Source organism: uncultured Halopseudomonas sp. (assembly GCF_963977355.1).
In the GTDB taxonomy this organism is placed as follows: domain Bacteria; phylum Pseudomonadota; class Gammaproteobacteria; order Pseudomonadales; family Pseudomonadaceae; genus Halopseudomonas.
Genome location: NZ_CAXBOV010000005.1, coordinates 27,247 through 42,223, shown reverse-complemented (window position 1 = coordinate 42,223; position 14,977 = coordinate 27,247). Strand labels below are relative to the sequence as shown.

The following is a 14,977-nucleotide window of genomic DNA, read 5'->3' as shown; positions in this document are numbered from 1 at the left end:
AGAGATTATCCTGCCTGCAGAAAAAAGGCAAAATCAGCCGACGGAACGCGGTGTCGCTACCTTGTCGCGCAGGTAAACCGGCTGCGCATCGGCTGCATCCAGGACATCACCGGACTCCCAGCGCGGAATAGCCAGCGTCAGCAAGTCACGTGCATCAGGAAGCATCTGTGGCCAGCTCCGCTCCACCTGGACCGCAAGACGGTCGGCATATTGCCAGCCAGTGCCAGCACCCTCTGGTTGACCCATAGTGCTTGCCAGGGTCACATTTTGCGGAGCACTGACGCATTCCTCCCCCACTAACCGCATCAGACCCTCACGCAGTTGGTAGCAGCCCCAATAAACCTCATCCATGCGCGCATCAATGGCCGCGCACACATTCTCCGCCTGATGCTCGCGGGCCGCTCGCTGGGCCAACGCAGCCAGATTGGATATATCGATAACCGGCTTGTTCAATGCAAAAGCCAAACCCTGAACCATGCCGGTTGCTATACGCACGCCGGTAAAGGCCCCTGGGCCTCGTCCAAAAACCAGTGCGTCGATATCGCGCATCTTGATACCGGCTTCGTCCAGCAGCTCGCCGATCATCGGCAGCAGGCGTACGGCATGCATACGCGGTATCACTTCGAAGCGGTGCAGCACACGGCCTTGATGCAACAACGCTGCCGAGCACGCCTCGGTTGCAGTATCCAGAGCGAGCAATGTGGTCATGGCGATCGATTTCAATGTAGGAGGCCGAAGAAAAACCGCGGCTGCCCGGGAGCAGCCGGTAGTACCTATCAGAGATCGCCCCGCAGCAGGCGAACCCTTGGCATCAATTCAACGCGTTCATGACTTGCTGGGTGATGACATCGACACTGCCCACACCCACAACGCGAGTGCACTTGGGCGTACCTTGCGCGTCCGATACCTTCTGGTAGAACGCAACCAGGGGCTGAGTCTGTTCGTGGTAGATGTTCAAACGATTACGCACCGTGGACTCGACATCGTCTTCGCGCTGGACCAGATCTTCCCCGGTAACATCGTCCTTGCCATCGACCTTGGGCATCTGATGCTTAATGTGATAGATACGGCCCGAAGCCGGGTGCACGCGGCGACCCGACAGGCGCTCGACGATTTCTTCATCGTCGACAGCAATCTCGAGCACGTGGTCAATCTTGACTCCGGCTTCAACCAGGGCTTCAGCTTGCGGGATAGTGCGAGGGAAACCGTCGAGTAGAAAACCGTTGCGGCAGTCTTCCTGGGCAATGCGTTCCTGGATCAGCCCAATGATCAGATCATCGGACACCAGACGTCCGCTATCCATCACCTCTTTCACCTGTTTGCCCAGCTCGGTTCCGGCTTTAACCGCCGCTCGCAGCATGTCGCCCGTGGAAATCTGGGGTATATCAAACTGCTTGCAGATGAACTGGGCCTGGGTGCCCTTGCCCGCGCCAGGCGCTCCCAACAGGATGACTCGCATATTCAAACTCTCCTAATCTGACTGAAACCGGGCCGCAGCTGGCTCAACGCCAACTGCTGGCAAACGCCCGCTATTGCGCCGACGCATTTTATTCATCGCATCCAACGGCATGCGAAAAGGGCGTTAAACATACACTTCCAACCTCCCATGCACAAGCCAGACCATAGTATCGGTCAGTGCCGCAGCCCACGGGGTCCTCAGCCGGTATTGCGCATGCCTGCGGCGATCCCTGCAACCGTTACCAGCAGGGCACGCTCAAGATCCGGGTCGATATTCTGGCCCTGGGACCGGGTGCGACCCATCAGCTCTGCCTGCAATATATGCAGAGGATCGGTGTAAGGATTGCGCACCGCGACTGATTCCAGCAATGCCGGGTTGTGTGCAAGCAACTGCTCGGTCTGGCGCAGCGTCAGCACCGCTTCGGTTGCCTGCTGTAAAGCTGCGCGCAGCTTCGCTCCCAGTGGCCAGAGCTCTGGACTCGCCAGCCGCTCTTCATAGAACCGGGAAATACTCGCATCAGCCTTGGACAAGACCATCTCCAGCATCTCGATTCGCGCCCGGAAAAAAGGCCAGCGATCCATCATAATCCTTAGCCGATCTGCCTCACCCGCATCCATGGCTTCCATCAGCGCCTGACCTGCACCCAACCATGCGGGCAGCATCAAACGGGTTTGTGTCCAGGCGAAAATCCAGGGTATCGCCCGCAGGCTCTCGATCCCCCCCTGACTCTTGCGCTTGGCTGGCCGGCTACCCAGGGGCAATCTGGCCAATTCCTGTTCGGGGGTCGCCTGGCGGAAATACTCCACGAACTGCGGCTCATCCCGGACCACGCCGCGGTAAACCGTCACAGATCGATCAGCCAGGCTCTGCATCATGTCACGCCATTGGGGTTCGGGCGCTGGAGGTGGCAGAAGACTGGCCTCGAGCACCGCGCTGGTATAGAGCTGCAGACTCTGTACAGCAATAGCTGGCAGGCCGAATTTGAAGCGGATCATTTCGCCTTGCTCAGTCACCCGGAATTGTCCGTTCACCGAGCCAGGCGGCTGCGAAAGAATCGCCATGTGAGCCGGCGCACCCCCGCGACCTACGGTTCCGCCACGTCCGTGGAATAGACGCAGGCGTACCTTGTGTTGCGCCGCGACCGCCACCAGAGCTTCCTGCGCACGATACTGCGCCCACCCGGCAGCCAGAGTCCCGGCATCCTTGGCAGAGTCGGAATAGCCAATCATGACTTCCTGTTCGTCCCCGGCTATATCCCGGTAGCCCTGCAAGGAAAGCAAACTGTCTATAGCCGGCGCCGCATTGTCCAGATCCGCCAGGGTTTCAAACAGGGGCACAACGCGCATTGGCCAACTGACACCGGTTTCCTTCAGAAGTAACTTGACTGCCAGTACGTCTGAGGGACTGGAAGCCATGGATATCACATAAGAGCCCAGCAATTCGGATGGCTGGGTGGCAACGATGCGGCAGGTATCAAGTACCTCGGCGACCTCATCGGATGATTTCCAGCCGGGAGGGAGCAGCGGTCGTGGATTGTTCAACTCCCGGATCAGGAATTCGCAACGTTGCTCCTCATTCCAGTCGCTGTAGCGGCCCAATTGCAGGTATTCGGTCAACTCGGCCAGCACATCCGCATGGCGTCCGGCATCCTGACGAATATCCAGCTTTACCAAGCCCAGGCCAAAAGCGTTAACTCGCCGCAGGGTATCGAGCAGCGGGCCATTGGCGATCAACGCCATGCCCTGTTCCAGCAATGAGGTGTGACAATCCTCCAGAGGCTGACGCAGCTCGTCCAGACTGCCAAGCACAGCCTCATCGGGCGGCAAGTCACTTTCCAGCGCCGCCTCCGCCCAGTCGCGGGTGGCCTGCAACCGTTCACGCAACCGCTTGAGCAGGGCGCGGTAGGGCTCATCAACAGGCCCGGTCTGCTCCAGTACTCGCTCGCTTGCCGCCTGCATGGAAAGCTGGTTGCCCAGAATCTCGACATCACGCAGATAGAGGTCGGCGGCCATCCAGCGGCCCAGCAACAGCACTTCTCGGGTAACCCGCGCCGTAACATTGGGATTACCGTCGCGATCACCACCCATCCACGATGCCATGCGTACTGGTGCCGTGCGTGTCGCCAGGGGACCCCCGGTTGCAATCTCAACCTCCTGATCCAATTGCCGCAGATAGGTGGGAATCGCCGACCAAAGGGAATGCTCTATCACCGCGAACCCCCATTTGGCCTCATCTACAGGAGTTGGTCGGTTGCGTCGGATCTCATCAGTATGCCAGGCCTCGCTGATCAGGCGGGCCAGATCGGCGCGCACACCAGCCTGCTCGGCGTCACTCAAATCATCGTGATCGCGCCTGCCCAGGGCAAGGGCGATAGCGTCGTATTTCTGGATAAGGGTGCGGCGTGTCACCTCTGTAGGATGCGCCGTCAAAACCAGTTCGATATCCAGTGACTCGACATGCTGACGTATGGTTACGCCATCCATACCGGTGGCCTGCAGGCGCTCCAGCAGTTCACTGACACAACGTTGCTCGAAACGCACCGGCTCATCGGGCCGCTGGCGTCGGTTGCGGTGATACTGCTCGGCAATGTTGGCCAGATTGAGAAACTGGTTGAAGGCTCGACATACCGGCAACAGCTGATCGTCGGGAAGATCATGCAGCGCGGCCAATAGCGCTTCATGGGCAGCCTTGTCGGTGCTCCGACCCTGCTTGGCGCCCAGACGGATACGTTCGATACGCTGCAGGAAAGATTCACCCAGTTGCGCCTTGATCGTTTGTCCGAGCAATTCGCCCAACTCATGAACATCCTCACGCAAGCGCGTATCAATCTCAGCCATATCCCGTCTCCTGTTGTCTGAATACAGCACAGCATGCTGGCGTAGGGGGCTGTCTGACAAGAGGGACGTGTTTTTCGGGTGTCTACTGAGGCGATACTCGTCCGGAAAAGTGTCCGTCAGCATCCGTGCAGGAATGAATCGTTGAGCTATGCTGGCATTATCGCCACAAGCGAACACAAGCAGAAACAGTTGGGAGAAACCATGAAGATCCGTGAACTAACCCAAGAGTGGGAACGCAGCGCCAAGGGCGCGATGACACACACTACCTATCAGGTGCAGCTGCCATTGGAAGATGCTGCGCGCCTCGCCGCCCTGCAGGAAATGTATCCCAGACGCCATGTCGAGGAGCTGATTACTGACCTGCTCTCCTGCGCCCTGGAAGAACTGGAAGCCAGCTTGCCCTATCAAGCCGGTGATGAGGTGGTGGCCACTGATGAGATGGGTGATCCGATTTATGCCGATGCAGGTATGACGCCACGATTTCTCGAGCTCAGCAAGAAGCACCTGCACAATCTGCAGGGCAAGCAGAATCAGCCGGCCTGAAATGACTTAAAGCCCTTGTTGCTTGGCCTCGTCCCATAGCTGATCCATATGTTCCAGAGATGTGTTGGCCAGGTTCAAACCCTGGCTGACCAAACGATTCTCGATAAACCGGAACCGCCGTTCAAACTTCTCGTTGCCCTGACGTAGCGCGGTTTCAGCATCTACCTTCAGGTGCCGGGCCAGGTTGACCACGGCGAACAACAGATCGCCCATTTCACTGGCAACTGCCTGAAGATCGCCTTGGGCGAGAGCATCGCGCACCTCGTCTAGCTCTTCAGCCATTTTCTCCAGTACCGGGCCAGGCTCCGCCCAGTCAAATCCCGCTCCAGAAGCACGTTTTTGCAGTTTCTGAGCTCGGCTCAACGCGGGCAATGCTTTTGGCACATCATCCAGTAATGAGAGCTGTTGAGGATGCGTTGCACGCTCGGCTCGCTCCTGAGCCTTGATCTCTTCCCAGCGTTGCTTGACCTGCTCCGGCTCCAGTTGCATCGTGCCCGCCGGGGTGCGCAGATTGCCATCGGGAAAGACATGGGGGTGGCGTCTGATCAGCTTACGGGTGATGCCATCTACTACCTGACTCCAGTCGAAGAGACTTTTCTCCTGACCCAACTGCGCGTAATAAACTACCTGAAACAACAGATCACCGAGCTCACCGGTAAGTTGCGGGTAATCTTGCTCGGCAATGGCGTCAGCTACTTCATAGGCCTCTTCCAAGGTATGCGCAACGATCGTCTCGAAGCTCTGCTCCAGATCCCAGGGGCAGCCGTGCTGCGGATCCCTCAGACGCTGCATCAGATATAGCAGATCGTCTATCTGGTAGCTCACGCCGAGTTTTCCTTGCGATTACGCCGCGCCTCGATAATGTTGGGCAACTGACTTATCCGCGCCAATAAACGGCCCAACATGTTGATATTGGGTACTTCCACTGTCAGCAACATGGCTGCGTAGTTGTCATCCTTGTTCGTGCGGGTACTGACTTCGAGCACGTTGATCTTGTCGTTAGCAAGCATCTGCGAGACGTCGCGCAACAGACCGGATCGGTCATAGGCCTTGATATAGATTTCGACCGGATAGGTCTGCACGCGCTCGCTACCCCAACTGACCTCAATGAGGCGGTCGGAGTCACGATCCTGTAACTGCATGGCGGTAGCGCAGTCTGCGCGGTGCACCGTCACCCCGCGCCCGAGCGTTATATATCCGGTTATCGGATCACCCGGCACCGGCTGACAGCAGCCAGCCAGTTGGGTCAGCAGGTTTCCTACCCCCTGGATGAAAATATCCCCCCTCCGACCCGGCTTGCTTGGGCGCTTGGGGATCAACTCCAGTTGTTCGCTGTGCGTGTCAGGTTCGATCAGTTGCTGGGCAACATTGACCACATGCATTAACCGGATATCACCAGAACCTACCGCAGCAAAGAGATCCTCCTGGCTACGGATACCCAGTTTGTCGATCAGATGAGCATAATCGGCCCCATTGAGTGCCAGACGGGTCAACTCGCGATCGAGCATCAGCTTGCCAGCCTGTACGTTCTGCTCCCGCGCCTGCTGCTTGAACCAGTGCTGCACCTTGGCCCGAGCCCTGGGGGTGTTGACGTAACCCAGGTTCGGATTCAACCAGTCGCGACTCGGACCACTCTGCTTACCGGTGATAATTTCCACCTGTTCACCGGTCTGCAGTATGTAGCTCAGAGGCACGATCCGGCCATTGACCTTGGCGCCGCGACAACTATGGCCTATCTCGGTATGCACACGGTAGGCAAAATCCAGGGGCGTGGCGCCCTTGGGCACGTCGAGAACGTGTCCGTCCGGTGTGAACAGGTAAATACGGTCAGGCTCGAAATCGACACGCAGCTGTTCAGCCAGGCCACCGATGTCGCCCATTTCCTCGTGCCATTCGAGCACCTGCCGCAGCCAGGCAATCTTGTCCTCATACGCATTGGAAGACGAGCTGGCCGTGTCGGTGCCCTTGTAGCGCCAGTGGGCACAGACACCCAGTTCGGCTTCCTCGTGCATGCCCTGGGTTCGGATCTGAACTTCGAGAACCTTTCCGCCGGGGCCGACTACAGCAGTATGCAACGAGCGATAGCCGTTTTCCTTGGGGTTGGCTATGTAGTCGTCAAATTCATTGGGAATATGCCGCCACAGGCTGTGCACGATCCCCAGGGACGTATAACAGTCACGTACCAGAGGCACCAGCACCCGCACCGCGCGCACGTCGTAAACCTGACTGAAGTCGATATTCTTGCGGCGCATCTTGCGCCAGATGGAGTAAATATGTTTCGCGCGGCCGGTTATCTCCGCCTGAATGCCGGCCTCCTCCAGCTGCTGGCGCAACTGCCCCATGACCTCATCGATATATTCCTGCCGGTCAAGCCGCCTCTCATCAAGCAGAGCCGCGATCTGCTTGTACTGTAGCGGCTCTATGTACCGAAACGAGAGATCTTCGAGCTCCCATTTGATATGCCCGATCCCAAGACGATGAGCCAGTGGCGCGTAGATATCGAACACCTCACGGGCAACGCGATAACGCTTCTCATCGGGCGCATCCTTGACCGCACGGATGGCACAGGTGCGCTCAGCCAGCTTGATGAGAGCAACCCGCACATCGTCGACCATGGTCACCAGCATCTTGCGCAGATTTTCTACCTGGGACTGGGAGCTGAAGGCAGCTACCTTGGCGGGATTCTGCGACACACTGATGGCCGCCATGCGTTGCACACCGTCAACCAGCCCCGCCACCGCGGCACCAAACCGGCGCTCCACGGAGGGCAGATCTGTCTTGCGCTCACGCACTGCACGATAGATAACCGCTGCTACAAGTGAATCCTGATCCAGCTTGAGCTCGGCCAGAATTTCAGCCATCTCCAGGCCAGTGGTATAACTGCTGGCACCTTCAGCCCATATGTTCTCCTCGGCAATAGCCTCCTGCTCAAGCTGCAAGGCCCACTCACAAGCCTCACGCAGGACCTGCGGGGAAGATAATGAAACGCGCTGATCAATGCGCTCGATCCAGGCGGCAATATCGACGCTACCGTCGCCATTGGTTGGGTATTGAGCCCTGACCTGTACCATTAAGGCAGATCCCTGATTTCATGCGGATTGTTTGACAATTTTCTTCACTCTATTGAGCTTTTCGAGCAGAACCTGACGCCGTGCCGCGCAGAAACAATGCCATTGCCTCGACATGCGAGGTCTGAGCAAACATGTCCATCACCGCGACCTTGGTGAGTCGATACCCCTGACCTGCCAGGATACCCGCATCACGCGCCAGGGTAGCCGGGTTGCAGGATACGTAGAGAATCCTGCCAACCTTCATATCGGCAAGGCCCTGTACCAGCAGCTCGGCACCATCGCGGGGCGGATCCAGCAGCGCCGCGTCGCAGCCCTCAGCAAACAACTTGGTATCGAGTTGTTTGGACAGATCAGCCACCAAAAAGTGCGGTGATTCCAGCCCATTATTCAAGGCATTGATTTTTGCCTGGGCCACCATCTGCTTGTCGCCTTCAATTCCGGTTACCCTTGCCCCTGCTGATGCCAGCGGCAAACTGAAATTGCCTACCCCGCAAAAAAGATCAAGAATACGCTCGTCAGCCTGAGGTGCAAGCCACTGCAATGCCTGGTTGATCATCCCTTGATTGACCGTACCATTCACCTGAATGAAATCACCCGGCGCAAACGCCAAACGCAGGTCCTGATCGGCCAGCACATAGGCTGCCTCAGTCCCAGCGCCGCTGATGCAGTGCAGCGAATCGGGATCACCGGGCTGCAACCAGCATTCGGCATTATGGTCCAGTGCAAGCGTGCGCAGACGCTCAAGATCACCAGGGGGCAAGGGCTGCATATGACGGACAACGATAAGCGGTACCTGCGCCGCGATCAGCTCCACATGTCCGAGGGCTGCAGCACCCTCCAGCTCGCGGAGTAGAGGACCTAATGCCTGCACCAGCCCTTCGAGCTCCGGCACCAGAATCGGGCACTCCTTTACCTCTACCAGATCACTGCTGAAACGCTGACGGTAGCCGACCTCCAGGCGCGCCTGCTTGCGATCCCAGCGCACGGCCAACCGCGAGCGCTGACGATAGCCGTACGCCGGACCCAACAGGGGCGGCATCCATTGCTCAGGCTCCAAGCCTGCAAAGTGCTGCAATTGCTGGGCCAGCGCCTGCTGCTTGACCTGCAACTGCATTGCGTGGGGCATATGCTGCAAACTGCAACCGCCGCAGAGTTCAGCGTGCCGACAAGCCGGAGCAACCCGCTCGGGACTGGCTTGCAAAACGCTATCGATGCGTGTCTCGATCAGTTTGCTTCGCGCCTTTAATACCCGCCCCACAACGCGCTCTCCAGGTAGCCCGCCGTCGACAAATACGGTTCTACCCTGCCAGCGTCCAATAGCCCGGCCGTCATGACTGAGGCGCTCGAGGTCTACTTCGATGCGCTGACCCAGGGCTGCTGGCGCATCGGCGGTCTTGCGCGATTTACCGCGGAAGGCTTTCATGATTTTGGGTCATACACCCCGGTGGACAGATAGCGATCGCCGCGATCGCAGATGATGGCGACAATGACTGCATTCTCTACCTCTCGCGACAACTGCATGGCAGCGGCCACCGAACCTCCAGAGGATACACCGCAGAAAATACCCTCCTCGCGGGCCAGTCGGCGCATCATGGTCTCAGCCTCCTGCTGGCCCATGTCGACAATCCGGTCTACCCGCTGCGCATCAAAGATGCCTGGCATATAAGCCTCGGGCCAACGACGAATACCAGGTATGGAGGCACCTTCAACGGGCTGAAGACCGACTATCTGAATGGCCGGATTCTGCTCCTTGAGGTAACGCGAAGTGCCCATAATGGTACCTGTGGTGCCCATGGAACTGATGAAGTGAGTAACAGTGCCGCGGGTATCACGCCAGATCTCCGGGCCTGTACTGCGGTAATGCGCCTGCGCATTATCGAAATTACCAAACTGATCCAGCACCCGGCCCTTGCCCTCGGCCTGCATCTGCATGGCCAGGTCGCGGGCGCCCTCCATGCTTGCCTCCCGGCTGACCAGAATCAGCTCGGCGCCATAGGCGCTCATGGCTGCCTTGCGTTCCGAGCTCATGTTGTCCGGCATGATAAGTATCATCCGGTATCCCTTGATGGCAGCTACCATTGCCAGGGCAATACCGGTGTTGCCCGATGTGGCCTCGATCAGCGTGTCGCCAGGGCTGATCTCACCCCGCAACTCGGCCTGCTCGATCATCGAGAGCGCCGGCCGATCCTTGACTGAGCCGGCGGGATTGTTGCCTTCGAGCTTGGCCAGTATGGTGTTGCTGGTATCACCGGGAATGCGCTGCAGACGCACCAGCGGCGTGTTACCGACAAAGTCGGCGACTGTAGGATAGTCAGTGGTCATCTCGCACCTTTCATTGCCAGGGACCGGGATTGCGCCCGGTGCTGTGCTTTTCATTCAGGCGGCCTATGATACCGGCAACGGAGTGAGGGATACACAATGAATGATATAGGCCTCAAGGCGCGCATCCTGCTGATGACCCTGATACCCACGGGCGCAATGATCCTTGCCCTGGGGAGCTATTTCAGCTGGCAGGCGATCAGTGAATTGAACCAGCAGTTGCTCGAGCGCGGATTCATGACCGTGGAACACCTGCAGGACCCAGCGGCCGCAGCACTATTGCGCGGCGAGCCTGAACAGATCAGAAAGCGCCTTTCAGCCGCCCTCAACCGTCAGGATGTGCGGGCGGTCAGCCTGTATGACAGCGAGCGTAACGTACTGGAACACAGCGGGCCCCTGATGCATCAGCCCGAGCGCACCCTGGCTGTTGAAAACCTGGGGGCAGGGACTGGCCTGCAGGTGCGCCGCAGCGATGGAAGCAGCCGTTTCCTTCTGCCGCTTCTTGCTTCCAGTGATCTGATTGATCGCCAGGAAGAATCCAGCGTTGAACCTGATGCCCTGCTGGGCTGGCTTGAAGTCGAACTCAGTCACGGCAATATCCGCCTGCGCCAGCACCAGGTTCTGTTACACACCTTGGTAATTATTCTTGTCGGACTGACCTTTACTGGTCTGGTGGTGAGTAGCCTTGGACGGCGTATCAGCGATCCAATTGCCAAGGCGAACCATGCGGTCAGCCGGATCAGTCGTGGCCAACTGGATGTCCGTCTGGAGGGCCAGGATAGTCGAGAGCTTGACGACCTGGCCAACGGCATCAACGCCATGGCAGAAACGCTACAAAGCGCTCAGGGCGAGCTGCAGCAGAACATCGACCAGGCCACTGAAGACCTCCGCCAGACCCTTGAAACCATCGAGGTACAGAATATCGAACTCGACATGGCACGCAAGACCGCCCTTGAAGCCAGCCGCATCAAGTCCGAATTTCTTGCAAACATGAGCCATGAACTGCGCACGCCGCTCAACGGCATCATCGGCTTCAGCCACCTGCTGCAGCGTACCGAGCTGAGCAACCGTCAGCAGGAATACCTGGGCACGATCGGATCGTCGGCAGACAATCTTCTGGCAATAATCAACGAGATCCTCGACTTTTCCAAGATCGAGGCAGGCAAGCTGATACTCGACAACCTGCCCTTCAATCTGCGCGATCTGATTCAGGACACCCTGACCATGCTTGCGCCAGCAGCGCATCACAAGAACCTGGAGCTGGTCAGTATTATCTATCGTGATACGCCACTGGGCCTGTCAGGTGATGCCCTGCGCCTGAAGCAGATTCTGGCCAACCTGATCAGCAACGCAATCAAGTTCACGCATACCGGCTCGGTGAGCATTCGCACAATGCTCGAGCACGAGGACGAAACCCATGTGCTGCTGCGCATCAGTGTCACCGATACCGGAGCGGGTCTCACCGCGAGCCAGCAAAAACGGCTGTTCCAGGCGTTCAGCCAGGCGGACAATTCGATTTCCCGTCAGGCTGGTGGCACCGGGCTGGGGTTGACCATCGCCAAGCGCCTGGTGGAGCAGATGCAGGGGGAGATTGGACTCAACAGTCAACCTGCAGAGGGCTCTGAGTTCTGGTTCACGGTACGCCTGGAAAAGTCCAGCCAGGCCAGCGATGACCTTCCCTACAGGCCGCTCGAAGGAGTGCGCGCAGGGTTGGTCGAGCCGCTGCTCTTGAGCAGGCAGGCTTTGCTGCACTGCCTGGAAGACCTTGGTCTGGGGGTAAGCGTCTATGACTCTCCCGCTCTTCTAGAAGAGGACGTCATCGCGCGCAAACACAGCGAGCAAGCGATTGACCTGATGCTGCTCAGCAGTGCCGCCTCTGTAAATCAGCCCGAAATTTTGCTGGATCTGTTCAAACGCCGCTCCGCAGAGAGCGGCTGCAAGACCATACTGCTGATTGATACCACTGAACACTACCCCGCCCTTGACCAGTTGCCCGCCAGCGAATGTCAGGTTCTTTCCCGGCCGCTATGTACACGTAAAGTATTGCGCGCCATCAATCGGTTATTCAAGTCCGAACCAGCCAGCGTGATAATGCGGCCAGCAGTTCTGAGCCAACAGGTCACAATTCTCTGCGTTGACGATAACGAAGCCAACCTGAAGCTGGTCGCTACCTTTCTGAGCCAGATGGGTGCCCATGTACTTTCCGCAAAGAGCGGAGAGCAAGCCCTGGACCTACTCACCGAAGAAACAGTCGATCTGATCTTTATGGATGTGCAGATGCCGGGGATGGATGGTCGTGCTGCCACCAGCGAGCTACGCTTGCGCGAAAAAATGGCCGGGAGCAAACCACTACCGGTGATCGCCTTGACTGCCCACGCCCTGGCAGAGGAGCGACGCAAGCTGCTGCAATGTGGCATGAACGATTATATGAGCAAGCCGATCAGCCCCGAACAGCTTGCCCATTGCGTGCAGCGCTGGACTGGGGTCACCTTGGATATGCCCGCTCCTGAGGACTACCTCGAAAGCACACCTAACCGACGGCTGGAAGATCGCGAACGGCTCGCGGTTCTGGATCGCGAGGTAGGTCTGCGACTGGCCGCCGGCAAAGAAGACCTTGAGGAGGACATGCTTCGCATGTTGATCGAAAGCCTGCCAGACGAGCGCCTGAGGATTGAGCAGTACATCACCGCCAACGCAACTGAGGAGTTGCTGGAGGTCATCCACAAACTACATGGCGCCTGTCGCTACTGCGGGGTCCCCCAGTTGCGCGCTTGCTGTCAGCAGGCAGAGGAGCTGCTCAAGCGGGGCCAACCCACCCAGGTGGCAGTCAGCCAATTGATTGAATCCATTACCCGGTTACAGGCCGCCTACGCCACTGAGTCGGTATAGGGCGAAGGGCCTGCAGACCACACGGCAAATGCCAGCGCCTGCTCACGCTCATCGCTCAAGCTGAGCAGCATGGTGCCGCCGCCGCCAACATTGAGCCGGGACAGGGCCGCACCGCTGAGTACAACGACTGGTGCGCCCAGCGAATTGCGATCAATCTGTATGCAATGCCAGGACATGCCTTGACCCAGCCCTGTACCCAAGGCCTTGAGAATAGCCTCCTTGGCCGCAAAGCGCTTGGCCAGAAAACGTGCCGGCTGCCCATGATCAGCGTAACGCTGCCACTCTGAATCGGTCAGAATGCGGCGCGCAAACCGGTCTCCCTGGCGCCCGAGAACAGCCTCGATACGACTAACCAGTACCATATCGGTTCCAATTCCCAGGATCATCTGTTGCCCGAAGCGCCAAGAATCAAGGTACGCATATCCGCCACTGCGCTCGACAGCCCGGTAAACAGAGCACGGGCAATAATCGCATGCCCGATATTGAGCTCATTGATTCCCGGCAACGCCGCAATCGGTTCGACATTATGATAATGCAGACCGTGCCCGGCATTGACTACCAGACCCAGCTTGCGCGCGTACATGCAGCTCTCACGTAAACGGGCCAGGGCATCCTGCTGCTCCTGACCCTGAGTGTCTGCATAATGCCCTGTGTGCAGCTCGATAGCCGGTGCTCCAGCGCGTTTCGAAGCCTCGATCTGCTGGGGATCCGGATCGATGAACAAGGATACTTCACTACCCATGGCCGACAAACGCTCTACTGCCTCATGGATCTTGGCACTGTTGCCCGCCACATCGAGTCCACCTTCGGTAGTCAGCTCCTCGCGACGCTCAGGTACCAGACAGATGTTGGCCGGCCGAATCTCCTCGGCAAAACGTATCATCTGATTGGTCACGGCCATTTCCAGATTCATTCTGGTCTGCAGAATATCCTTGAGCATGCGCACGTCTCGCTCCTGAATATGACGGAGGTCTTCGCGCAGATGCAGTGTGATACCGTCTGCCCCCGCCTGTTCAGCCTCTATCGCAGCCTGGACGGGGTCGGGATAGCGTGTTCCTCGCGCCTGACGCAAGGTCGCCACGTGATCGATATTCACGCCTAAGAGTACACGTTGTGGGTGGCTCAAGATCTGTCTCCTCTGGGAGTGCTGCTAGGTAATGAAAACAGCTGACGGCTGACCAGCGGCCGGCCTCCCAAATGTATTGCCAGGGCCTGCCGCATAAGATTTTTTGCCGTTCTGAGAGCAAGTGGCGTCGTCCAGTCAGCTCGCGCCATTGCAAGCAAGCCAATACCGGGCAATCCTGGACGCCCATCTCCCGGATGGGCATCAATGAGGCGCAACAAGCCTTCTTCTGCCTGCCAGACGTAAATGGCATCCGCTTCAATGGCAGCCCCACTCGCGTCTTCTGTCAGGCTGAAACCATAGCCCATAACGTCTAACAGTTGCCATTCAAACTGTCGCAGTACTGGTTCAACCGATGTAGTGCCCGCCAATGCTTGCAGGGCTGATTGGTAGGCAGAAAACACCAACGTCTGCGGGTCGCCGACAGCCAGAACTCGCACCAGCAACTCATTCAGATACAAACCACTGAATAGCGAATCTCCTTGAAGCGGCATATAGGTGCCCGCAGTCTCAGCCTGAGTCAGGGTTTTCAGTTCACTGCGACCAGCCAGACCCACCAGAAGAGGCACAAAGGGTTGCGGGGAAACTCCGCCGCGGGGTTTCCTTGCTCCACGCCAGACTACCCGCTGTAGCCCCTGATGCAACGTCAGGACGTCTACCAGCGCACTGGTGTCGCGATAGGGTCGACTGTGCAGGACGTAGGCCGGAGTCAGGGTTGATTGCACTGCGACCTCGA

Annotated in this window: 12 protein-coding genes; 2 read left to right on the top strand and 10 right to left on the bottom strand. The window is 58.1% G+C overall.

Annotated features, from left to right (window positions below; translation table 11 throughout):
• Positions 1-33: 33 nt before the first annotated feature.
• The 3 genes from tsaB to ppc all read right to left on the bottom strand — a co-directional run bounded on the left by tsaB (position 34) and on the right by ppc (position 4,296).
• The gene (gene tsaB, locus AAC076_RS03520) at positions 34-708 is read right to left on the bottom strand and encodes a tRNA (adenosine(37)-N6)-threonylcarbamoyltransferase complex dimerization subunit type 1 TsaB (protein WP_339843005.1); all 675 of its coding nucleotides are present in this window, start codon (positions 706-708) and stop codon (positions 34-36) included.
• Positions 709-811: 103 nt separating this feature from the next.
• Positions 812-1,459, bottom strand: a complete 648-nt coding sequence (adk, locus tag AAC076_RS03515; RefSeq protein WP_339843004.1) for an adenylate kinase — start codon at positions 1,457-1,459, stop codon at positions 812-814.
• A 197-nt stretch (positions 1,460-1,656) separates the two neighbouring features.
• Positions 1,657-4,296, bottom strand: coding sequence for a phosphoenolpyruvate carboxylase (gene ppc / locus AAC076_RS03510; protein ID WP_339843003.1), 2,640 nt, complete (start codon positions 4,294-4,296; stop codon positions 1,657-1,659).
• Positions 4,297-4,497: 201 nt separating this feature from the next.
• Here ppc and AAC076_RS03505 point away from each other — a divergent pair, with 201 nt between their 5' ends.
• A complete protein-coding gene (locus AAC076_RS03505; RefSeq protein WP_339843121.1) occupies positions 4,498-4,839 on the top strand; it encodes a pilin assembly protein in 342 nt (113 codons plus the stop codon).
• Positions 4,840-4,845: 6 nt separating this feature from the next.
• Here AAC076_RS03505 and mazG read toward each other — a convergent pair whose 3' ends face one another.
• From mazG to cysM, 4 genes are read right to left on the bottom strand one after another with little or no spacing between them, the layout of a single operon-like run.
• Positions 4,846-5,664, bottom strand: a complete 819-nt coding sequence (mazG, locus tag AAC076_RS03500; RefSeq protein ID WP_339843002.1) for a nucleoside triphosphate pyrophosphohydrolase — start codon at positions 5,662-5,664, stop codon at positions 4,846-4,848.
• Positions 5,661-7,910, bottom strand: coding sequence for a GTP diphosphokinase (relA, locus tag AAC076_RS03495; protein ID WP_339843001.1), 2,250 nt, complete (start codon positions 7,908-7,910; stop codon positions 5,661-5,663). Before relA ends, mazG begins: the two co-directional genes overlap by 4 nt.
• Before the next feature lie 49 nt (positions 7,911-7,959).
• Positions 7,960-9,333 carry a 23S rRNA (uracil(1939)-C(5))-methyltransferase RlmD gene (gene rlmD / locus AAC076_RS03490; protein WP_339842999.1) on the bottom strand — a complete coding sequence of 458 codons (1,374 nt, stop codon included), beginning with the start codon at positions 9,331-9,333 and terminating at the stop codon, positions 7,960-7,962.
• Positions 9,330-10,232, bottom strand: coding sequence for a cysteine synthase CysM (cysM, locus tag AAC076_RS03485; protein WP_339842998.1), 903 nt, complete (start codon positions 10,230-10,232; stop codon positions 9,330-9,332). The genes rlmD and cysM overlap by 4 nt, the downstream gene beginning before the upstream one ends.
• Before the next feature lie 96 nt (positions 10,233-10,328).
• Here cysM and AAC076_RS03480 point away from each other — a divergent pair, with 96 nt between their 5' ends.
• Entirely contained in the window at positions 10,329-13,118 is a 2,790-nt protein-coding gene (locus AAC076_RS03480; RefSeq protein WP_339842997.1) for a response regulator, read from the top strand.
• On the opposite strand, the gene acpS is transcribed toward AAC076_RS03480, so the two are convergent.
• From acpS to recO, 3 genes are read right to left on the bottom strand one after another with little or no spacing between them, the layout of a single operon-like run.
• Complete coding sequence (gene acpS, locus AAC076_RS03475; RefSeq protein ID WP_339842996.1) at positions 13,097-13,504, bottom strand: holo-ACP synthase; 408 nt, start codon at positions 13,502-13,504, stop codon at positions 13,097-13,099. The genes AAC076_RS03480 and acpS overlap by 22 nt on opposite strands.
• A complete protein-coding gene (pdxJ, locus tag AAC076_RS03470; RefSeq protein WP_339842995.1) occupies positions 13,501-14,244 on the bottom strand; it encodes a pyridoxine 5'-phosphate synthase in 744 nt (247 codons plus the stop codon). The genes acpS and pdxJ overlap by 4 nt, the downstream gene beginning before the upstream one ends.
• A complete protein-coding gene (gene recO, locus AAC076_RS03465; RefSeq protein ID WP_339842994.1) occupies positions 14,241-14,966 on the bottom strand; it encodes a DNA repair protein RecO in 726 nt (241 codons plus the stop codon). Before recO ends, pdxJ begins: the two co-directional genes overlap by 4 nt.
• Positions 14,967-14,977: the final 11 nt, after the last annotated feature.